The organism is Streptomyces sp. NPDC093261, assembly GCF_044753645.1.
In the GTDB taxonomy this organism is placed as follows: Bacteria; Actinomycetota; Actinomycetes; order Streptomycetales; family Streptomycetaceae; genus Streptomyces.
The window spans coordinates 26,767-46,512 of record NZ_JBIVNO010000001.1 but is presented as its reverse complement, the minus strand read 5'-3'; the positions used below and the strand labels follow the sequence as shown (position 1 = coordinate 46,512).

The following is a 19,746-nucleotide window of genomic DNA, read 5'->3' as shown; positions in this document are numbered from 1 at the left end:
CCCTATCCTGCCGTCCGGTCCCCGTAGAGGGCGAGGGCGGTCCCCACCAGACCGAGGTGGCTGAAAGCCTGCGGGAAGTTCCCGAGCTGCCGGCCGGCCACCGGGTCGTACTCCTCGGCGAGCAGACCGACGTCGTTGCAGAGTCCCACCAGCCGGTCGAACAGCTCGCGGGCCTCGGCGGTGCGGCCCGCCTGGTGCAGGGCCTGCGCCAGCCAGAACGAGCAGACGATGAAGGCGCCCTCGCCGCCGGGCAACGGGTCCACATCGGAGTCGTCCGTGCTGTACCGGCGCAGGAAGCCGTCGGCCGCCAGCTCCGAGCGCACCGCGTCGATGGTGCCGATGATCCGGGGGTCGTCGGGGGGCAGGAAGCCCACGCGCGGGAGCAGCAGCAGCGAGGCGTCGAGCGCGCGTGAGCCGTAGTACTGCGTGAACGTGTTGCGCTCGGGGTCGTAACCGCGCGCGCACACGTCCTCGTGCACCTCGTCCCGCATGGCCCGCCAGCCGTCCAGATCGCCGTCGAGCCCGGGATCGGACTCCAGCGCGCGAACGGCCCGGTCGGCGGCCACCCAGGCCATCACCTTCGAGTACACGAAGTGGCGGCGCTTGCCGCGCACCTCCCACAGCCCCGCGTCCGGCTCACGCCAGGTCGTGCGCAGAAAGTCCATCAGCGCGCACTGCACCCGCCACATGTGCGGCCTGACCGGCAGGCCCGCTCTCCGCGCCAGCGAGAGGGAGTCGATGACCTCGCCGTAGACATCCAGCTGGAGCTGCTTCACCGCGTCATTGCCGACCCGGACCGGCGCCGAACCCTGGAAGCCCGTCAGCCACGGCAGCTCGTACTCGGGCATCCGCCGCTCGCCCGACAGCCCGTACATGATCTGGAGATCCGCCGGATCGCCGGCCACCGCGCGCAGCAGCCAGTCACGCCACGCCTCGGCCTCCTCGTGGTAGCCGGCCGCCAGCAGTGCCTCCAGGGTGAGCGTCGAGTCACGCAGCCAGCTGTAGCGGTAGTCCCAGTTGCGGACGCCGCCCGGCGACTCCGGCAGCGAGGTGGTGGGGGCGGCCACGATACCGCCGGTCGGTGCGTGGGTGAGGGCCTTGAGGGTGATCAGGGAGCGGACCACGGTGTCCCGGTGGGGGCCCCGGTAACGGCAGCGGGCCGACCAGGCGCGCCAGTCGTCGACGCTGCTCTCCAGCGCCTCGTACGGGTCGATGAGCGGGGGGCGGGGGTGGTGCGAGGGGTGCCAGGTGAGGACGAAGGCGACCTTCTCGCCCTTGGCGACGGTGAACTCGGAGTGGGTGGCGAAGTCCTGGCCCCAGGTGCGCACCGCCGGGTGGCTGCGCAGCCACACCGCGTCGGGTCCCGCGATGGCCAGGCGGTCGCCGTCGGTGCGGCGCATCCATGGCACGATCGATCCGTAGTCGAAGCGCAGCCGGAGCCGGCCGCGCAGGGTGACGCGGCCCTCGAGGCCCTCGATCACTCGGACGAGGTCGGGGGCGCGGTCGCGTGCGGGCATGAAGTCGGTGAGGCGGACCGTGCCGTCGGGGGTGTCCCACTCCGAGTCGAGGACGAGGGTGTCGTGGCGATAGGAGCGGCGGGTACAGGGGCCGCCGCCCTCGGGGGCGATGGTCCAGTGGCCGTTCTCCTCGTCGCCGAGCAGTCTGGCGAAACAGGCGGGCGAGTCGAAGCGCGGCAGACACAGCCAGTCGACGGAGCCGTCGCGGCCGACCAGGGCGGCGGTCTGCTCGTCGCCGATGAGCGCGTAGTCCTCGATCCGGGGGTGCACGGGGTGCGGGTTCCCGGCACACCACGCGTCAAATCAGCCTGGCCGCGCCGGTGGTCCGGTCGGCCTATCACCTCCGGGCCGACATCGGACACATACGCCGCATATCATCCATCGGCCGGCGGGAGTCGGAGCGTCGGCCGGTATGAGCCGAGCCATCGGCCGGCGGGAGTCGGACCACCGGCCGGTATGAGCCGAACCGTTCGGCCGGTATGAGCCGAGCCATCGGCCGGCCCGGCCGGTGGCTCGTCGTGTCGTGGCCGGTGCGGCGGTCAGGCCGTGGCCGGTGCCGGTTCCTCCGTCGGTTCCTTCACCGCCTCGGCGCGTTCGCGGGCCTCCCGGCGGGCGAGGACGAACCAGCCGAAGGGGACGCCCGCCGAGAACAGCCACCACTGGATGGCGTAGGCCATGTGCGGGCCGATGTCGCTGTGCTCGGGGTCGGGCAGCAGCTCGGGGCTGCCGCCCTGCGGAGCGGGTGAGGTCAGCTCTATGTAGCCGCCGAGGACCTGCTTGCCCAGACGCTGTGCCTGCTGCCCGCTGCTGATCAGCATGACCTGGCGGTCCGGCAGCCCCTGTACGTTCTTGATGCCGCTCTCCGCCGTCGTCTCGTCCGGCATCAGCCGGCCGGTGACGGTGATCTCGCCCTGCGCGGGCGCGGGGATCCTGGGGAAGGCGGTCTGCGCGCCGTTCGCCGGGATCCAGCCCCGGTTGACCATAAGGACCTTCCCGTCGTCCAGGACGAAGGGGGTCAGGACGTGGTAGCCGACCTCGCCGTCGGAGTTGGTGCGGCGGCGCACCACCACCTCGTGGGCGGGGTCGAAGGCTCCCTTGGCCGTCACCCGCCGGTACAGGTCGTCGTGCGCGATCTTCGCCCCGGGCGAGGTCAGCGATTCGGCGGGGACCGGCGTCGCCGCCAGCGAGTCGGCGATCACCTTGTTCAGCGCGACCTTGTGCTCATGGCGGTGCAGCTGCCAGAAGCCCAGGTCGATCATCGTCGGGATGAGCGCGATGGCGACAAGGGTGAGGATCACCCATTGCCGGGACAACAGGAAGCGGTACACCCCACGACCGTACATCTCGGGACGTGGGGTGCCGTCACGGGGGTGTCTCAGACCCGGGGTCACCCTCACGATCGTCACGGACACCCCGGAGTCTGAGGCCTCTCCGACTGACCACATGTCGACGGTCGGTGAGGCGACTGGTCGGGCCGTCGGCGGCTCTCCCATAGGGAGAAAGACAGAGAGCAAGAAAGACACCACCCCACCCCAGGGGGCCTGCCGAGGAGGAGGCTCAGGAGCCGCCCGAGGACTCCGAGAAGGAAGGGGGAAGCCCTCGAAGCCACCTTCCAGCACAAGACCGGCCGCGAGATGGCCCGTGAGGCCCGCCGAATCCCGGAGCGGCTGAGCCTCCACAAGAGCCTGCCCCTCTCAGACCAGGAGATAGCCCGCCTGGCCCCGAAGGCGGTGCCGTGGCTGCGTGAGGCGTACAGCAGTGACGAGCTCCTTCAGTGCCTCACTGCTGCCCTTCCCGAGCAGATCAACTCTGCCCCCGGCCTGATCTCTCACCGGCTGAGCCACTTCACCCCGGTACGTCTGCCGAGTGCTGCGGTTCCGGCTCCTCGTCCTGCGGCCCCTGTGCTGGTCGAGTGCAACGCGTGCCAGCGGCCGATCAGAAACGGCACCACTGGCGACATCTGCTCTGACTGCCGGGCCGAGATGACCCGTGCCGCCGCCTTCCACGGCGTCGAGCTTCAGCCCTCTCTCTGAGCTGCCAACCCCTTTCCCTACTCCCGGCACCATCGCTGGCGGGTCTGACTCTCCGACAGGCCCGCCCCTGTGGGGCGGGCCTGTCACACCTTGGTGAGAGAGGGGCAGGGTGGAGTGGGACGGACCGGAAGACCAGCGCATCCGGTCCGTGGTGTCCTACAGCGCGAGTGCTGCCGAGGACCGCAAGACGGTCCTAGAGGACGAGGGACACACGGACGTCACGGTGGTTGCCGTGCCGATCTTCGGGGGGAAGAACCGATGGACGCGAAGGCCGGCCCCGGTCGCCATTAGGCAGCGGGGAGCTTTTCTTTTTCCCGGATCAGTATTTGTGCTCTGCGTTCGGGTCTCCAAGGTGGCCGGGATACTCGACCGTGATCCTTACGGCGCCTTCGGACTCCCAGGCTTGCATGGGCCGGCTCTCCGCCGAGAAGGAGCTATACAGGAAGGTCATGAGCAGGCGGGCTATCTCCCACTTCTTCTCGGAAGGGATGGAGAGCGTCGCGTCGTAGTTGCCGTTTCCCTTCCGCTCGTCGGCCTCGATCTCAAAGTCTCTATGATCCAAGCCGGCGAACGCGGTCTGGAACATCACCCAGTTATCCAGGTTGGTCCTGCCCTCTTTCACGTCAGCCCTCCCAACTCTGCTGAGGCACCTTGTAGTCGGTCAGGTTGCGGAGGGCGTCCAGGCAGCCATGCGCCCATTCCCTGCGCTGGTGGTCGCTGTACGTGTCCCAGTGAGGGAAAAAGTAGCCAGCCATGACATCATCAGGATTAGTCACATTCTTGTACTTGATGGGCAGAAGACAATCGTTTATGGCCATGCTCAGGTCGTACTTCTCGTACACCTTGGAGCTGACCGACTGGTCCCAGCCGTCCTGGTACTCAGCCGACGTGTTGTCCAAGCCACCACTGCTGCCGCTGTCGCTCGTCGCAGCGTGAACGCCGAGGATGCCCGCACTGATGATGACCGCCCCGCCGAAGATCGCTACCGGCGTCCAACCGCCGATGCGTTCGATGAAGTCATGCATGTAGATGTATCCCCCACATTGTTCGTGATGATCGATGATCATAAGTGGTTGACTGATGAACGAGAAGAGGGGGCGATCGCTCTTCGGTCAAAGACCGCGGCAGCCTGGGACACCTTCACTGGCCGGGGCCGTTTTCCTTACTTGCTTGGCTCGCTCCAACTCTGGGAGTTGTCAAGCCCGTTCCCCTTGCTGGTGACTCTGCCGCCTGCTCCGCACCGGCACGGCGGCCTTGGACACTCGCAGGAACGGGAGCAGGTCACGGGAGGACGCCTTGCCTCCCAGGCTGGCTATGCGCTCCCGAACCTTCTCCTCAAGCGTCCTCACGGGGGCCCTGGCGGCAGTCGCCTGCCCACGGGTGAGCACCAGGACGTACGCACGGAACGGCGCCCCAGAGAAAACGCAGCCAAGAGGATGTCTTCCGTAATCACCTCGGTCATGTCGGCCGCTGCGAGGCAGGCCGCAACCCTGAGCGCCTGCTCTGCCGTGCGCTGGATCATCGCAGCTTCGACCTCGGGCAGGGACTCAGACAGGATGGAACCGTAACGGCGGATCACGTAGAAGAGGTCTTCTGCCCACGCGTCCATGCTGAGTCCCTGGTGGTCGTTACGGGTGCATTTCCCTGTGGTCGATTACTGCCCCTCGCTCGGCGGCTCGCTATTGCGTCGATCACTGGCTGGAGCTGTACGGGCGCCCCTCCTCGCGTGGATGTACGGCCTGAAACAAATCCCGTCTCAAATAATTAATGAATAGTAAGTCCGCTGTGGGGGGTGTGTGACAAAAGAAGAGTTGCTTGCGAGATGGTTGCCTGATGCTCCGGTCCTCGGTGAGGACCAGGCGGACGAGATCCTTGGACTGATGGACTTGAAATGACCCCTACGCCGACCAGGCGTCATACCTGACTAGTGCGGCGCTGTCAGCTTGCGAGCACCTTCCTGGTGACTGACCATGCCGCTTATGACACGTTGCGAAGTGTGCGGGAATGACTACGAGCTAGCATTCACCGTGGAGACCCAGGACGGTGCTCGTCACGTCTTCGATTCGTTCGCCTGCGCCATCCACCGCATGGCACCCATCTGCGAGCACTGTCGTGTTCAGATCATCGGTCAGGGTGTCGAGGTCGACGGACACTTCTACTGCGGAGCCCACTGCTCCCGTGCGGAGGGAAAGGTGGGGATCGTCGACAAGGTCGGATCGCCAGCATAGAAAGTGGCCCTCCCCTCGCGGGAGGGGTCGCTTTCTCGTTTCAGGCGGTGTGGAACACCGGCTCGACCCGCGCGGGATCGAACCTGCCTCCCCGGCTCTCGGCCGGGTGAATGAGCGCCGCCCGGAGCACCTTGCGGACGATGATCCGTTGCCGCTCAATCGACAGATTTTGCCAGCCGCGCGACAGCAGCTCTTGAGTGATCGAACGAGTGCCAGCCGGGACGGCGTGGTACGCGCGGTCTGCCGGCAGCTCGTTCTTGCGAGCGTTCAGGTCGTCCAGGGGCATGACGTACGAGGCGGCCCGGACCTTCTTGGCCTTCCAGAGCGCCTGAAGCTCGGTGATCTCGCCCTCGACCTCTGCAAGCTCCACTTCACCCGACCACGGCTCGGCGACCTCCGGGACCTGCTTCCGCTTGCCGGCCCTGAGCACCTGATGCCAGACGAGATCCTGGATCAGCTCGTCAAGCTGTGGGCCGTCGATGGACAGGCCGCCGCAGTGCTCGGGACGCTGCTTGTTGTAGTTGTAGTTGTAGTTGCAGTTGTAGCCCGGCGTACGCTCACCCTTTTTCCACTTGGGGTTCCCCTCGAGGGTGGCGCCGCACCGGCCGCACCGTGCAATGGCGGTCAGCAGGTAGCTGACGTTCGCCTCGCCAGGGTTCTTGGCATCCCGGCCTTGAGCCCCCGTCCGTCCGTCAGCGGCCGCCGGTACCGCGTCCCGCGGCCGAGGCCGCTCGGTCCGCGGCGGGCCCCGTCCGGTCCGCCGCCGGCTCGACGTCCCGCAGCAGCTGGCCGAACGCCGCCTCGTCCACCATCGGCGTGCCGTACTGCCGCGCCTTGACCACCTTGGACGTGCCCGAGTCCGGATCGTTGGTCACCAGCAGGCTGGTCAGCCGGGACAGGCTCGTCGCGACATGCAGGCCGGCCTCGGTCGCGCGGTCCTCCAGCAGTTCCCGGTCGACCGATGTGTCCCCGGAGAAGGCGACCCGCATGCCCTGCCGGAGTCGTCTCCCCTCTTCATACCGACCCGGGTTGGGATAGGGGCACGCGGGCCTTCTGCGGGAGGGGCGCCAGCTCCCGGGCCGATAGCCGCCGTAGCCGCCCGGCTGCTGTCCGATGCGCGGCGCGGGCCGGTCCGTCCATTCGGTCAGCGGCCGGCACTCGTGCAACGGCAGCCGCAGACCGCCCACTGCCGCGGCCCGCAGGCTGGGCCGGAACGCCTCCGCCAGCACCCGCGCGTCGTCGAGCGCGTGGTGTGCGCGCTGCTGGACGACGCCGAAGTGCGCCGCCAGCGACTCCAGCTTGTGGTTGGGCAGCGGAAGGCCCAGTTCCTTGGAGAGCGCGATGGTGCACAGCCGCTGACGCACCGGTGCCTCGCACCGCGCACGCGCGTACTCCCGCGCGATCATCTGCCAGTCGAAGACGGCGTTGTGCGCGACGAGCACCCGGTCCGCCAGCCGGGAGGCGAACTCCCCGGCGATGTCCGCGAAGAGCGGGGCGCCTTCGAGCATCCGGCTCGTCAGACCGTGAATCCACACCGGGCCCGGGTCGCGCTCCGGGTTGACCATCGTGTACCAGTGGTCCTCGACCTCGCCGCGCGCGTCCAGCCGGTAGACGGCCGCGGAGATGATCCGGTCGTCGCGGGCCAGGCCGGTGGTCTCCACGTCAACGACCGCGTACCCCTTCGGATACGCGGCCGGCCACGGTGTGGGGGAGGACGCTGCGGTCGTACGGTCTTCGAGCATGGTCACTGAGGATACGGGCCGCGACTGACAGTGGTGTGCGCGCCCGGGCCGGCGGGGCCGGTCGCGCGCCCTTCACGCGGGGGTGCGCACAACCCCGCGTCTTCATCTCGGAGTTCACCCCCGGCCGACCGGCACCTGTCACCCGCTGTCCGTGTTGCCCTTCCGTGAGGCTTTCATGACGGTCGCTCGGGGTCTCGTCGAGGCCTCCGTCCGGGGGCGCGCGCTGGGCCGCACAACGTCCTTACGGAGGCGGCGAACAGGGCGTCGCGTGGAGTGGGCGGGGAGCCTCACACGCATCTCCTGAACTCCTGCGCGCCGCCACCCGCTTCGCCGTGCCCGCGGGCCGGTGTGGACGACGGCACCGGAATGCTCCCTGCGGCCCGTCGGCGTGGCCCGCTGTCCCTTCCCTCTCGGAATGAGACCCTCCCGGCGTGAACGATGCGGCACCCGGTGGAGCGCCCGTGGGCGGCCCGGCACACGACGAGGCCCATGTCGGCGCGCTCGGCTCGCGGCTCAACTGGCTGCGGGCCGCGGTCCTCGGTGCCAACGACGGCATCGTCTCCACCGCGGGACTCGTCGTCGGCGTCGCGGGCGTCACGACCGACCGCGGGGCGCTGCTGACGGCGGGGCTCGCGGGTCTGCTCGCCGGGTCCATGTCGATGGCGGCGGGCGAGTATGTGTCCGTGTCGACGCAGCGGGACTCGGAGAAGGCGGCGCTGGCCCTGGAGCGCCGGGAGCTGAGGGAGCAGCCGGAGGCGGAGCTGGAGGAGCTGACGGAACTGCTGGAGCGCCGGGGCCTGACGCGGGAGGTGGCCCGTGAGGCCGCCGCCCAGCTGACGGCAAGGGACGCGCTGCGCGCCCACGCGCGCGTGGAACTGGGTATCGACCCCGACGCGCTGGCGAACCCCTGGCATGCGGCCTGGGCCAGCTGCCTCGCCTTCACGGTGGGCGCGCTGCTGCCGCTGCTCGCCATCGTGCTGCCGCCCACGGGCCGGCGGCTCCCGGTGACGGTCCTGTCCGTCCTGGCCGCCCTGGTGGTCACCGGCTGGATCAGCGCCCGCCTGGGCGCGGCGAGACCGGGCCGCGCGGTGGTGCGGAACGTGGCGGGCGGGGCACTGGCGATGGGCGTCACCTATGTGGCGGGGGCACTGCTGGGCGCGGCGGGGGTGTGAGGGTGGGTTCCCGTCCCTCCCCGGGTACGCCCGGCACCGCGCGAGAGCGCTGGTCCGAGACCCCTCGACGCGTGACGCACGACCGTGACGGCGTACCGTGAAGTGTGCTCGACCACCCCTGAGCGCACCCTGAAACGATCGCACGAGAAGGATCCTCGCCATGCGCGCCACCACCATCCACGCCCCCTACGACATGCGGGTGGAGGACGTGCCCGAGCCCGTGGTGCAGCTGCCCACCGACGCGGTCGTCCGTGTGCTGCGGGCCTGTATCTGCGGCAGCGACCTGTGGGCCTACCGCGGTGAGGCGTCCCGGCAGCCGGGACAGCGGATCGGGCACGAGTTCCTCGGTTTCGTGGAGGAGACCGGCTCCGAGGTCACCGGCGTCCGGCGCGGCGACCTGGTCGTCGCGCCCTTCATGTGGTCCGACGGCGTCTGCGACTACTGCCGTGAGGGGCTCACCACCTCCTGCGAGCACGGCGGCTTCTGGGGCTCCGTCGGGTACGACGGCGGCCAGGGCGAGGCCGTGCGCGTGCCCTTCGCCGACGGCACCCTCGTCCGGCTGCCCAAGGAGGCCGCCTCCGACGACCGCCTGCTGTCCGCGCTGCTGACGCTCTCCGACGTCATGGGCACCGGGCACCACGCCGCCCTCGGCGCGGGCGCCCGCCCGGGTGCCACGGTCGCCGTGGTCGGCGACGGGGCCGTCGGACTGTGCGCGGTGCTGGCCGCCAAGCGCCTCGGCGCGGAGCGGATCATCGCACTGGGCCGCCACGAGATCCGTACGGACATCGCCCGCCACTTCGGCGCCACCGATGTCGTCGCCGAACGCGGCGACGAGGCCGTGGAAGCCGTCCGGGAACTGACCCGCGGTCAGGGCGCGCACGCCGTCATCGAGGCCGTCGGCACCGAGCAGTCGATGCGGACCGCCGTGAACATCACCCGTGACGGCGGCGCCATCGGCTTCGTCGGTGTCCCGCACGGCAGCGGCACCGGACTCGACCTGAGCGTCATGTTCGACCGGAACCTCGCCCTGCGCGGCGGAGTCGCCCCGGTGCGCGCCTACATACCCGAGCTGCTGCCCGACGTCCTCGACGGCACCATCGACCCCTCCCCGGTCTTCGACCGGACGGTGGGCCTGGAGGGTGTGCCCGAGGGCTACAAGGCGATGGACCAGCGCACGGCCCTCAAGGTGCTCGTCACGGCCGGCTGATCAGGACCAGCGGATCGGCGGCGGCAGCGCCGTCAGCAGTCCGGGGGACCGCGACGACCGGGCCCAGCGCCACCACCTCCGCGCGTGCCGGGTCGGTGGCGGCGAGCGGGTCGGGTGCGCGCGCCGCAGCCGCGCGCTCAGGGCGAGTACGGCGGCCACGGCCACCAGCAGCACCTCGGCGGCATTGCCGGGGTGTACACCGTCGATGTCAGCCGGTCCAGGATCGTGTCCCGCGGTATCCGGCGGTATCCGGCGCAGCGAGCCGCCGACCCCCGTCGCGATGCTCGAGGCGAGCAGGACGGCCACCACGCGCGCGTAGCGGCCCAGCAGCGCGGCGCCCGCCTCCCGGGGCGTGCGCCGCAGCGTCCGCAGCACATGTCCCGGATCCGGTTCAGCCCGCCGACGTCGATCCCGGCCGACCGGTGCGGGAACAGATCGCCCCTGGCCACGATCGCGGCCGGCCCCAGCGCGGCCGCGTGACCCGCGCCGGCCCCGTAAGGCGCCGAGCTGCGCGGAGGGTCGGCTGGAGGCTCGGCTCCGGTTCCGGCTCCGGCCCGTTCAGTCTTCCGACGACACCGTGGCCCACCGAGCCGGATCCTGCCCCCAGCGCCCGGGCGGCCGTGCCCAGTCGGACGGCCCGTCCGTGAAACGCACCGGCGGCAGGGCGTACCGCAGCCGCCCCAGTGCACTGTCGGTCTCCCCGAGCCAGGGCTCCGGACCGTCGTAGGCGGCGATGGCCGCCGGGCCGCCGTACGCGACCCCGGTGCGCTCGGCTCCCCGGTCCGTCCCGTCCGTCAGCCAGGCCGCCGTCCGCGCGAGTGCCAGCCGTACGACCCGGGTGCCGCCCTCCTCCGTCTGCTCGGTGAGGGACCGCAGGACCGCCGCGGCCAGCAGATACCCCGTGCCATGATCCAGTGCCTGGGCGGGCAGGGCCCCCGGCTGCTCCACCGACCCCTCGGTCACCGCGATTCCGGTGGCCACCTGCACCAGGCTGTCGAAGCCCCGCCGCCCACCCCAGGGTCCGTACGCACCCCACGCCGACAACTGCGCCACCACGAGCCCGGGCCGCCGCTCGGCCAGTTGCTCGGGGGTGAGCCCCCAGCGGTCGAGCGCGCCGGGCCGGTAGCCCGTGACGACCACGTCCGCCTCCGCCAGCAGTTCCCCGAAGGCCCCCCGGTCCGCGGGCGCCGCCAGGTCGAGGACCACCGACCGCTTCCCGAAGTCCATGTCGGCATGGTGATCGGGGAGTTCCGGCAGCCGGGGGCTGTCGATCCGCAGCACGTCCGCCCCGAGCAGCGCCAGCGTGCGGGTGGCCACCGGGCCCGCGATGACCCGGGTGAGGTCCAGTACCCGCAGACCCTCGGCGGGCAGCAGCGGCCGGCCGGCGGAGCGTGCGAGCGGGACAAGGGGGCGTACGGGCGCCTTGTCGAGCCGCTCACGGCCCACCAGCGGATGGGCGGCCACCGCACGCCCCTGCTCGTGCGCCGCCCACTCCCCGGGCGTGCGCAATGCCACCGCGAGCCCTCCGGCCGCGTACACGCTGTCCTCCACCTCGACGGCCGGCCGCTCGGCGATCGCGGCGGCCACGGTGTCCACGGACGCGTCCGCCGCCAGGCCCAGGGCGCCGAGCAGCCGTTCGCGGTGATGGGGATAGTTGGCGTGCGTGCGCACCCAGCCGTCCGCGGCGCGCCAGAACCGGGACAGCGGCGCGAAGTTGACGGATGCGCGGCCGTCGACCCGTAGCTGCCGCTCGCTGTGGAAGGCGGTGGCCACGGCCCCGTCGTCCACCCGGACCTCGGGCACGCCCGGCAGCCCGGCCCGCCGTGCGCCCCACTCGGCGGCGGCCAGCGCGCAGACCCCGACACAGGCCCGCGCCACCTCCCGTACCGGCAGCCGGGAGGACAGCGTCCCCTCCCGTATTGCGTTGGAGATCTCCCGCACGCGTGCGGGGTCCCCGCCGAGCGCCGCCCATGCCACGTCCGTATCGGTCATAGGGGGACTATGCCCGGTGTACTGGATCATGGCCAGAGGGCCGGGACAGGCCCCCGGTGCAGCGGCTTCACCGGGGCCTGCCGTCAGCGGCGCGGATGCCCGCGACCTTCGGCGACGCCGGGCGGCCGAGGGGCTACCGGACCGCGCGCAGCGCGTTGACGATGCCGAAGCCGTAGAACCCGTTCACGCGCTTGCCGCCCACGCAGGTGGCGTCCACGACCCCGTCGCCGTCGCCGTCGTAGGGGCCGGCCGGGCAGCCCGGGTTGTCGGCCTGCGCCTTGAGCAGTGCCTGGAGCTGGGCCGGAGTCGCGTGCGGATGCTCCGACTTCAGCAGCGCCGCCACGCCCGCGACGTGCGGTGACGCCATGGAGGTGCCCTGGAGGAAGCCGTACGCGCCGCCCGGCATGGTGGACAGGATGCGGCCGTTCTTCGACGGCGTGTCCGGGATCTGGTACTTGTCACCGCCGGGCGCCGCCACGTCGATCACGCCGTCGCCGTAACTGGAGTAGTACGACTTGGCCTTCGAGACACCCGTCGCGCTGACCGTGACCACACCCGGCAGCTGGGTCGGCACGTCGAAGCACTCGTGCGGGTCGACCGTGCGGGTCGTGGCGGTGGAGTCGTCGGGGCTGGAGGCGTCGACCAGGGAGTGGGAGGCGAGGTCGTCGCCCGAGTTGCCCGCGGAGGCGACATTGAGGGTGCCCTTGCGCTGGGCGTACCGCTGGGCCCGGTTGACCGCGTCGACGATGGCCCGCTGGTCCGGGTCGTCCATGCAGTTGTAGAGCCACGGGTCCACGTAGTAGCTGTTGTTGGTGATCGCCACTCCGTGGTCGGCGGCGAACACGAACGCGCAGACGACGCTCTCGGGGTAGAACAGCTCGCTGACCGGGTCGGCCACCTTGATCGCGGAGACCTTGACGTTCGGCGCGACACCGGCGACGCCGATGCCGTTGCGGGCCGCCGCGATCTCACCCGCGACATGCGTGCCGTGGTAGTGACCGGGGTTCGCGGGCCGCCAGGCCCCGTAGGAGGTGTCCGCCTTGCCGCCGACGCAGTTCGCGGACTGCGACGCCGAGAAGTTCGGGGCGAGGTCCGGGTGGGAGTCGTCGACTCCGGTGTCGATGACGGCGACCGTGACCTTCCGGCTGCCCGGGTCGATCGTCGCGGCCTTGTCGGCGCCGATGGCGCGCAGGTCCCACTGATCGGCCTCCAGGGGCTCGCTCTCGCCCGCGGTCGCCGAGGCGCTCGCGGCCCGCGCGGCCTGCGCCTTCGTCAGGTACTGCACCGCGCCCTCGTCCGTCGTGCCCGTCGCGGTCAGCGGGGCGGTCCGGGTCGCGCCCGCGGACTGCACCCCGCGGACGCCGCGCAGTGCCTTGGCGAAGTCGGGGTTCGCGGAGTGGACGACGAACACACCGATCCTGTCGTACGTCACCACGATGGTGCCGCCGGCCGCGGTGATGGCCCGCTGCACCGAGGTGAGCGTGTGACGGTCCGTCCGGGTGTTGACGACGTAGGCGAGTTCGGGGCCATCGGCGGTCCGTGCCACGGTGCCGGTGCGCGGGGCGGCCGACGCGGCACTCGGCAGGAAGCCCAGGGAGGTGGTGAGCGACAGCACGAGCGGCACGGCGAGCGCGAGCCGGCGTCTGGAACGCAGATGAGCCATGGGATCTCCACATCATCCGGAAACGTGAACGAGCCGGAACGCAGTGGCATCCCGGCAGGTACATGACGGGTGGTGCAGGGCGACGCTATCCGCCGCTCCGGCGCCTCGGCAATGAGATTGCGGAGACCACGTAAAAAAGAAACCAAGAAGGTTGAAGCGGTCCCGAAGTCGCGCCGTGACCTCGGGCAGGGGGACCACGCGATCGCCGCCCCCTGTCGGATCACCCACCCGAGCGGTACCGTCGCGCCGGGTGAGTGACCCACGTCACTATGAGTCCGCACTGCGAGGAGACATCGTGGCCACCGACGCACCTCCCCCCAAGACCGGAGCAGGTCTTCCGTCCACCGGTGAGTTCATCGCGGTTCAGGAGAGCGCTGAATTCGGTGAACTGCGCCGCTCCCACCGCTCGTTCGCCTTCCCGCTGACCGTGGCGTTCATCGCCTGGTACCTCGCCTATGTGCTGCTGTCGAACTACGCGGACGGCTTCATGGGCACCAAGCTCTTCGGCAACGTCAACGTCGCCCTGGTGCTCGGCCTCGCGCAGTTCCTCACCACGTTCCTGATCGCGTGGTGGTACGCGCGCCACGCCGCCGCCCAGCTCGACCCCAAGGCCGAGGCCATCAAGTCCCGGATGGAGGGCGGCCGATGAGCCCGGCAGTCGTCCTGGCCGCCGGTGAGGCGAGCAAGCACCGGCCCCTGATCATCACGCTGTTCGCGGTCATCGTGGTGGCAACCCTCGGCATCACCGTATGGGCGGGCCGCCGGACCCGCAGCGCCGCCGACTTCTACGCGGGCGGCCGCCAGTTCACCGCCTTCCAGAACGGACTCGCGGTCTCCGGCGACTACATGTCCGCCGCGTCCTTCCTCGGCATCGCGGGCGCCATCGCCCTCTTCGGCTACGACGGCTTCCTGTACTCCATCGGCTTCCTGGTCGCCTGGCTGGTGGCGCTGCTGCTGGTCGCCGAACCGCTGCGCAACTCCGGCCGGTACACCATGGGCGACGTCCTCGCGTACCGCATGCGCCAGCGCCCGGTCCGCACCGCGGCCGGCGCGTCCACGATCGTGGTGTCGATCTTCTACCTGCTGGCCCAGATGGCGGGAGCGGGCGTCCTGGTCTCCCTGCTCCTCGGTATCACCAGCGACGCGGGCAAGGTCGGCATCGTCGCCCTCGTCGGCGTCCTGATGATCGTCTACGTCACCGTCGGCGGTATGAAGGGAACCACCTGGGTGCAGATGGTCAAGGCCGTCCTGCTGATCGCGGGCGCCCTGCTGCTCACCTTCCTGGTGCTGCTGAAGTTCCACTTCAATGTCTCGGACCTGCTGGGCAGGGCCGCGAGCAACAGCGGCAGGGGGTCGGCCTTCCTTCAGCCGGGACTGAAGTACGGCGCCACCGGCACCAGCAAACTGGACTTCCTCTCCCTGGGCATCGCCCTGGTCCTCGGCACCGCGGGCCTGCCGCACATCCTGATCCGCTTCTACACGGTGCCCACTGCCAAGGCCGCCCGGAAGTCGGTCAACTGGGCGATCGGCCTCATCGGCGCCTTCTATCTGATGACCCTCGCCCTCGGCTTCGGCGCCGCCGCACTGATCAAGCCCGACGAGATCATCGCCTCCAACAAGGCGGGCAACACGGCGGCACCCCTGCTCGCCCTCCACCTGGGAGGTGCCGACTCCGGCTGGGGTGCGATCCTGCTGGCCTCCATCTCGGCGGTCGCCTTCGCCACGATCCTCGCGGTGGTCGCCGGTCTCACCCTCGCCTCCTCCTCGTCGTTCGCGCACGACATCTACGCGAACGTCATCAAGAAGGGGCAGGCGAGCGAGAAGCAGGAGGTGAACGCGGCCCGATGGGCGACGGTCGGCATCGGCGCCGTCTCCATCGCCCTGGGCGCCCTCGCCCGTGATCTGAACGTGGCGGGCCTGGTCGCCCTCGCCTTCGCGGTCGCCGCCTCCGCCAACCTGCCGACGATCCTCTACAGCCTCTTCTGGAAGCGGTTCACCACCGCCGGCGCCCTGTGGTCGATCTACGGCGGCCTGGTGAGCGCCGTCGGCCTGGTGCTGTTCTCGCCGGTGGTCTCCGGAAAGGAGACGTCGATGTTCCCGCACGCCGACTTCCAGTGGTTCCCGCTGGAGAACCCCGGCATCATCTCCATCCCGGTCGGCTTCCTGCTGGGCTGGCTCGGCACGCTCCTGTCCGGGGAACAGCCGGACCCCGGCAAGTACGCGGAGTTGGAGGTGCGGTCCCTGACCGGCACCGGGGCGCACTGACCGTTCCCGCCGACGGCCGCGTCGCGAGGAGCGCCGTAGGGACCTACGACGCGGCCGTCGCACACCTCGTGGGATCGGCCGCTGCCGTTGTCGGTGCCGTCACGTAGGCTCACAGATGACGGAAGAGTGATCCGCGACGAGGGAGGGGGCCCGCGTGCTCATCGACACCTATGGCCGGGTGGCCACCGATCTGAGAGTCTCCCTGACCGACCGGTGCAATCTGCGGTGCACGTACTGCATGCCCGAGGAGGGCCTGCAGTGGCTCGCCAAGCCCGACCTGCTGTCGGACGACGAGATCGTCCGCCTCATCGACATCGCGGTCACCTCCCTCGGGATCGAGGAGGTCCGCTTCACCGGGGGCGAGCCGCTGCTGCGCCCCGGCCTGGTCGGCATCGTGGAGCGGGCCGCCGCGCTGACCCCGCGCCCCCGGATGTCCCTCACCACCAACGGCATCGGCCTCAAGCGCACGGCCGGGGCCCTGAAGGCGGCGGGGCTGGACCGGGTGAACGTCTCGCTGGACACCCTGCGCCCCGATGTCTTCAAGGCGCTCACCCGGCGGGACCGCCACCGGGACGTCCTCGACGGCCTGCGGGCCGCGCAGGAGGCGGACCTCGCCCCGGTCAAGGTCAACACCGTCCTGATGCCGGGGCTCAACGACGACGAGGCCCCGGACCTCCTGGCCTGGGCGATCCGCCAGGGCTACGAGCTGCGCTTCATCGAACAGATGCCCCTGGACGCCCAGCACGGCTGGAAACGCGAGGGCATGGTCACCGCCGGGGACATCCTCGCCTCCCTGCGCACCCGCTTCGAGCTGACCCCCGAGGGCGCCGAGGAGCGCGGCTCCGCCCCGGCCGAGCGCTGGATCGTCGACGGGGGCCCGCATCGCGTCGGCGTGATCGCCTCGGTCACCCGCCCCTTCTGCGCGGCCTGCGACCGCACCCGGCTGACGGCCGACGGCCAGATACGCACCTGCCTGTTCGCCACCGAGGAGACCGACCTGCGCGGGGCGCTGCGCTCCGGGGCCTCCGACGAGGAGGTCGCCCGCATCTGGCGCCTCGCGATGTGGGGCAAGAAGGCGGGTTCGGGACTGGACGACCCCGCGTTCCTGCAACCGGAGCGGCCGATGTCCGCGATCGGGGGCTGAGTCAGTCCGCCGACGGGCGGCCGGTCTCGGGGGACTCCCACTCCGCGAGCGTCACGACGTCCTTGAGAAACCCTCGGACGCTCAGGAACTTCGACAGATACTCGCGGTGTTCCTCGCACGCCAGCCAGGTCTTGCGGCGCTCCGGGGTGTGCAGCTTCGGGTTGTTCCAGGCGAGCACCCAGACGGCGGCGGCACGGCAGCCCTTGGCGGAGCAGATGGGCGTAGCGGGATCGGGGAGCATCACACGCCCGACCCTAGCGCGCCCCCGCGCCCGCTCCATGACCCGGTCGACACGTGACAGTGCGACGGCACCAAAAGGCGACGCCGAGCAGCCACGGGGGGAGCTGCCCGGCGTCGGTCTTTCGCTCCGACGGGGGATGCGGAGCGCGTACGAAGTATGTCACGGGTAACCCGCTGCCCGGCACCGGAACAACGATGATTGTCCTGAGCTTTTCCTGAGCTTCGCGGGAGGCGGAATTCCGTATCCGGCGGTCCGCCGTGGTCAGGCCCGCTCGCGCGGTTCCTCCCGGACGCCCGCCGAGGGTTCGGCCGGCCCGTCCGCCGGGGCGGAATCCGTGTGCCCGTCCGCTTCGGACGGCGCGATCATGGGGCGCACCGGGACATTGAGGAACGACGACGGCAGCGACGGCGCGTTCTCCCGGCCCGCGTTGGCGATGACCACCGCGACATAGGGCAGGACCGCGCCCAGGACCAGCGCGATGATGGCGACCGGCCGCTCGACGTTCCAGAGGGTGGCGGCGAGGATCACCGCCACCGTGCGAATGCTCATGGAGATGACATAGCGGCGCTGCCGTCCCCGGACGTCCGCCGCGAGTCCCTGCCGGGCGCCCGTGATCCGGAACACCTGGGCCTGCTCGCCGCCGTGCAGCTTCCGCATCACATCCCACCACCCGCCTGCCTCGGACTCTCCCGGCCCGCACCTGGTCCGTACCCGGTCTGGGGGCCGAGCCCGAACACTCACCACGTTACGCCGCGCCTGCGCCGGCTACGAGACCGGGGCCACCCCTGCCTGGGCGTACGCGCCGGGCACTCGCGCGTACGGCTGCACCCGACATGCGCCGTATGGCGGACAGCCCGAGACTGGGCGTACCGCTCGCGTCGAGCCGTAGGAGGAGGCAGCCATGGGCTGGTTGTGGGCGATCATCGTGGGATTCGTGCTGGGTCTGCTGGCCAAGCTCATCCTGCCGGGCAGACAGCACAGCCCGCTCTGGCTGACCACCATCATGGGCATGATCGGCGGCATCATCGGCAACGCCGTCGCCCGCGCCATCGGGATCGCGCAGACCCCGGGCATCGACTGGGGCCGCCACGGTCTCCAGCTCGCCGCCGCGGTCGTGCTCGTCTTCCTGGGCGAGATGGCGTACATGTCGATGAGGGGCAGACGCAGAGAGAGGGTCTGACCGCACGGAAAAGGGGGCGTTCCCCGAAGGGAACGCCCCCTTTTCCGTGGTCGTGGCCACAGGCCCGGTCCGTGTGCGCGGAAGCGTCTCAGGCGCTCGCGACCTCGATCGCGGCCAGGTTCTTCTTGCCGCGGCGCAGCACCAGCCAGCGCCCGTGCAGCAGGTCCTCCCGGACGGGCACCGCGTCCTCGGCGGTGACCTTCACGTTGTTCACATACGCGCCGCCCTCCTTCACCGTGCGGCGCGCGGCCGACTTGCTGGGCACGAGGCCGACCTCCGCGAACAGGTCCACAACCGGCTGAAGCTCGGAGACCTGGGCGTTCGGCACCTCGGAGAGGGCCGCGGCCAGCGTCTTCGCGTCAAGCTCCGCCAGCTCGCCCTGGCCGAAGAGGGCCTTGGACGCGGCGATCACGGCGTCCGTCTGGTCGGCGCCGTGCACCAGCGTCGTCAGCTCCTCGGCGAGCGCGCGCTGCGCCGCGCGGGCCTGCGGACGCTCCTCGGTCTGCTGCTCCAGCTCCTCGATCTCCTCGCGCGAGCGGAAGCTGAAGATGCGCAGGAACTTCGAGATGTCACGGTCGTCCGCGTTCAGCCAGAACTGGTAGAAGGCGTACGGCGTGGTCAGCTCCGGGTCGAGCCAGACCGTGCCGGACTCCGTCTTGCCGAACTTGGTGCCGTCCGCCTTGGTGATCAGCGGCGTGGCCAGCGCGTGCACCGCGACATGCGGCTCCACCTTGTGGATCAGATCCGCGCCCGCCGTGAGGTTGCCCCACTGGTCGCTGCCGCCGGTCTGGAGCGTGCAGCCGTACCTGCGGTACAGCTCCAGGAAGTCCATGCCCTGAAGGATCTGGTAGCTGAACTCGGTGTAGCTGATGCCCGCGTCCGAGTGCAGCCGCCGGGCGACGGCCTCTTTCGAGATCATCCTGTTGACCCGGAAGTGCTTGCCGATGTCCCGCAGGAAGTCGATGGCCGACAGGCCCTGGGTCCAGTCCAGGTTGTTGACCATGGTCGCGGCGTTCGGTCCCTCGAAGTCGAGGAACTTCTCGATCTGGCCGCGCAGCCGCGCCACCCAGCCGGCCACCACCTCGGGGTCGTTCAGCGTGCGCTCCGCCGTCGGCTTGGGGTCGCCGATCAGGCCCGTGGCACCCCCGACCAGGCCCAGCGGGCGGTTGCCCGCCCGCTGGATCCGGCGCATCGTCAGGATCTGCACGAGGTTGCCGAGGTGCAGGCTGGGCGCGGTCGGGTCGAAGCCGCAATAGAACGTGACGGGACCGTCCGCGAACGCCTTGCGCAATGCGTCCTCGTCCGTGGAGAGGGCGATGAGCCCGCGCCACTTCAGCTCGTCGACGATGTCCGTCACGGTTC

20 protein-coding genes and 2 pseudogenes are annotated in these 19,746 nt (G+C 70.4%); 8 read left to right on the top strand and 14 right to left on the bottom strand.

The window, feature by feature from the left end:
• Window positions 1-2: 2 nt before the first annotated feature.
• On the bottom strand, window positions 3-1,787 hold the full coding sequence (locus tag ACIP94_RS00240) for a glycoside hydrolase family 15 protein (protein ID WP_402417573.1): 1,785 nt from the start codon (window positions 1,785-1,787) through the stop codon (window positions 3-5).
• A 269-nt stretch (window positions 1,788-2,056) separates the two neighbouring features.
• Window positions 2,057-2,845: an SURF1 family protein gene (locus ACIP94_RS00235; protein ID WP_402417571.1), complete on the bottom strand. Its 789-nt coding sequence runs from the start codon at window positions 2,843-2,845 to the stop codon at window positions 2,057-2,059.
• Between the two features lie 306 nt (window positions 2,846-3,151).
• On the opposite strand from ACIP94_RS00235, the gene ACIP94_RS00230 reads away from it, so the two are divergent.
• Window positions 3,152-3,550, top strand: a complete 399-nt coding sequence (locus tag ACIP94_RS00230) for a hypothetical protein (RefSeq protein WP_402417569.1) — start codon at window positions 3,152-3,154, stop codon at window positions 3,548-3,550.
• Window positions 3,551-3,869: 319 nt separating this feature from the next.
• Here the strand turns inward: ACIP94_RS00230 and ACIP94_RS00225 are convergent, their stop codons facing one another.
• The 3 genes from ACIP94_RS00225 to ACIP94_RS00215 form a co-directional block, all read right to left on the bottom strand.
• Window positions 3,870-4,172, bottom strand: coding sequence for a hypothetical protein (locus tag ACIP94_RS00225; protein WP_402417567.1), 303 nt, complete (start codon window positions 4,170-4,172; stop codon window positions 3,870-3,872).
• Between the two features lies 1 nt (window position 4,173).
• Entirely contained in the window at window positions 4,174-4,617 is a 444-nt protein-coding gene (locus ACIP94_RS00220; RefSeq protein ID WP_402417566.1) for a hypothetical protein, read from the bottom strand.
• Window positions 4,618-4,895: 278 nt separating this feature from the next.
• Entirely contained in the window at window positions 4,896-5,159 is a 264-nt protein-coding gene (locus tag ACIP94_RS00215; protein ID WP_402417564.1) for a hypothetical protein, read from the bottom strand.
• A 370-nt stretch (window positions 5,160-5,529) separates the two neighbouring features.
• On the opposite strand from ACIP94_RS00215, the gene ACIP94_RS00210 reads away from it, so the two are divergent.
• The gene (locus ACIP94_RS00210) at window positions 5,530-5,778 is read left to right on the top strand and encodes a hypothetical protein (protein WP_361658075.1); all 249 of its coding nucleotides are present in this window, start codon (window positions 5,530-5,532) and stop codon (window positions 5,776-5,778) included.
• A gap of 40 nt (window positions 5,779-5,818) precedes the next feature.
• On the opposite strand, the gene ACIP94_RS00205 is transcribed toward ACIP94_RS00210, so the two are convergent.
• The 3 genes and pseudogenes from ACIP94_RS00205 to ACIP94_RS00195 form a co-directional block, all read right to left on the bottom strand.
• Window positions 5,819-6,208: a hypothetical protein gene (locus tag ACIP94_RS00205; RefSeq protein WP_402417562.1), complete on the bottom strand. Its 390-nt coding sequence runs from the start codon at window positions 6,206-6,208 to the stop codon at window positions 5,819-5,821.
• Between the two features lie 27 nt (window positions 6,209-6,235).
• Window positions 6,236-6,397: pseudogene (locus ACIP94_RS00200) on the bottom strand (recombinase zinc beta ribbon domain-containing protein); the annotation flags it as partial.
• A gap of 73 nt (window positions 6,398-6,470) precedes the next feature.
• Window positions 6,471-7,520 carry a DEDDh family exonuclease gene (locus tag ACIP94_RS00195; RefSeq protein WP_402417560.1) on the bottom strand — a complete coding sequence of 350 codons (1,050 nt, stop codon included), beginning with the start codon at window positions 7,518-7,520 and terminating at the stop codon, window positions 6,471-6,473.
• Window positions 7,521-7,981: 461 nt separating this feature from the next.
• Between ACIP94_RS00195 and ACIP94_RS00190 the strand changes: the two genes are divergently transcribed.
• Both ACIP94_RS00190 and ACIP94_RS00185 read left to right on the top strand, forming a co-directional pair.
• Complete coding sequence (locus tag ACIP94_RS00190) at window positions 7,982-8,692, top strand: VIT family protein (RefSeq protein ID WP_402420260.1); 711 nt, start codon at window positions 7,982-7,984, stop codon at window positions 8,690-8,692.
• Between the two features lie 160 nt (window positions 8,693-8,852).
• Window positions 8,853-9,899, top strand: coding sequence for a zinc-dependent alcohol dehydrogenase family protein (locus ACIP94_RS00185; RefSeq protein WP_402417559.1), 1,047 nt, complete (start codon window positions 8,853-8,855; stop codon window positions 9,897-9,899).
• Here ACIP94_RS00185 and ACIP94_RS00180 read toward each other — a convergent pair.
• The 3 genes and pseudogenes from ACIP94_RS00180 to ACIP94_RS00170 all read right to left on the bottom strand — a co-directional run.
• Window positions 9,900-10,426, bottom strand: a pseudogene (locus ACIP94_RS00180) (hypothetical protein); the annotation flags it as partial.
• Window positions 10,427-10,457: 31 nt separating this feature from the next.
• Window positions 10,458-11,891: a CoA transferase gene (locus ACIP94_RS00175; RefSeq protein WP_402417557.1), complete on the bottom strand. Its 1,434-nt coding sequence runs from the start codon at window positions 11,889-11,891 to the stop codon at window positions 10,458-10,460.
• 133 nt (window positions 11,892-12,024) lie between these two features.
• Window positions 12,025-13,554, bottom strand: a complete 1,530-nt coding sequence (locus ACIP94_RS00170) for a S8 family serine peptidase (protein ID WP_402417555.1) — start codon at window positions 13,552-13,554, stop codon at window positions 12,025-12,027.
• 295 nt (window positions 13,555-13,849) lie between these two features.
• Here ACIP94_RS00170 and ACIP94_RS00165 point away from each other — a divergent pair, with 295 nt between their 5' ends.
• The 3 genes from ACIP94_RS00165 (at window position 13,850) to moaA (ending at window position 16,963) form a co-directional block, all read left to right on the top strand.
• Window positions 13,850-14,203: a DUF485 domain-containing protein gene (locus ACIP94_RS00165; RefSeq protein ID WP_402417553.1), complete on the top strand. Its 354-nt coding sequence runs from the start codon at window positions 13,850-13,852 to the stop codon at window positions 14,201-14,203.
• The gene (locus ACIP94_RS00160) at window positions 14,200-15,819 is read left to right on the top strand and encodes a cation acetate symporter (RefSeq protein ID WP_402417551.1); all 1,620 of its coding nucleotides are present in this window, start codon (window positions 14,200-14,202) and stop codon (window positions 15,817-15,819) included. The genes ACIP94_RS00165 and ACIP94_RS00160 overlap by 4 nt, the downstream gene beginning before the upstream one ends.
• Before the next feature lie 154 nt (window positions 15,820-15,973).
• The gene (gene moaA / locus ACIP94_RS00155; protein WP_402417549.1) at window positions 15,974-16,963 is read left to right on the top strand and encodes a GTP 3',8-cyclase MoaA; all 990 of its coding nucleotides are present in this window, start codon (window positions 15,974-15,976) and stop codon (window positions 16,961-16,963) included.
• A 1-nt stretch (window position 16,964) separates the two neighbouring features.
• Here the strand turns inward: moaA and ACIP94_RS00150 are convergent, their stop codons facing one another.
• Window positions 16,965-17,204: a hypothetical protein gene (locus ACIP94_RS00150; protein ID WP_402420258.1), complete on the bottom strand. Its 240-nt coding sequence runs from the start codon at window positions 17,202-17,204 to the stop codon at window positions 16,965-16,967.
• 261 nt (window positions 17,205-17,465) lie between these two features.
• Window positions 17,466-17,861, bottom strand: a complete 396-nt coding sequence (locus ACIP94_RS00145; protein WP_402417547.1) for a DUF3099 domain-containing protein — start codon at window positions 17,859-17,861, stop codon at window positions 17,466-17,468.
• 244 nt (window positions 17,862-18,105) lie between these two features.
• On the opposite strand from ACIP94_RS00145, the gene ACIP94_RS00140 reads away from it, so the two are divergent.
• Complete coding sequence (locus ACIP94_RS00140) at window positions 18,106-18,384, top strand: GlsB/YeaQ/YmgE family stress response membrane protein (RefSeq protein ID WP_402417545.1); 279 nt, start codon at window positions 18,106-18,108, stop codon at window positions 18,382-18,384.
• 88 nt (window positions 18,385-18,472) lie between these two features.
• On the opposite strand, the gene tyrS is transcribed toward ACIP94_RS00140, so the two are convergent.
• The gene (tyrS, locus tag ACIP94_RS00135; protein WP_402417543.1) at window positions 18,473-19,741 is read right to left on the bottom strand and encodes a tyrosine--tRNA ligase; all 1,269 of its coding nucleotides are present in this window, start codon (window positions 19,739-19,741) and stop codon (window positions 18,473-18,475) included.
• Between the last annotated feature and the right edge of the window lie 5 nt (window positions 19,742-19,746).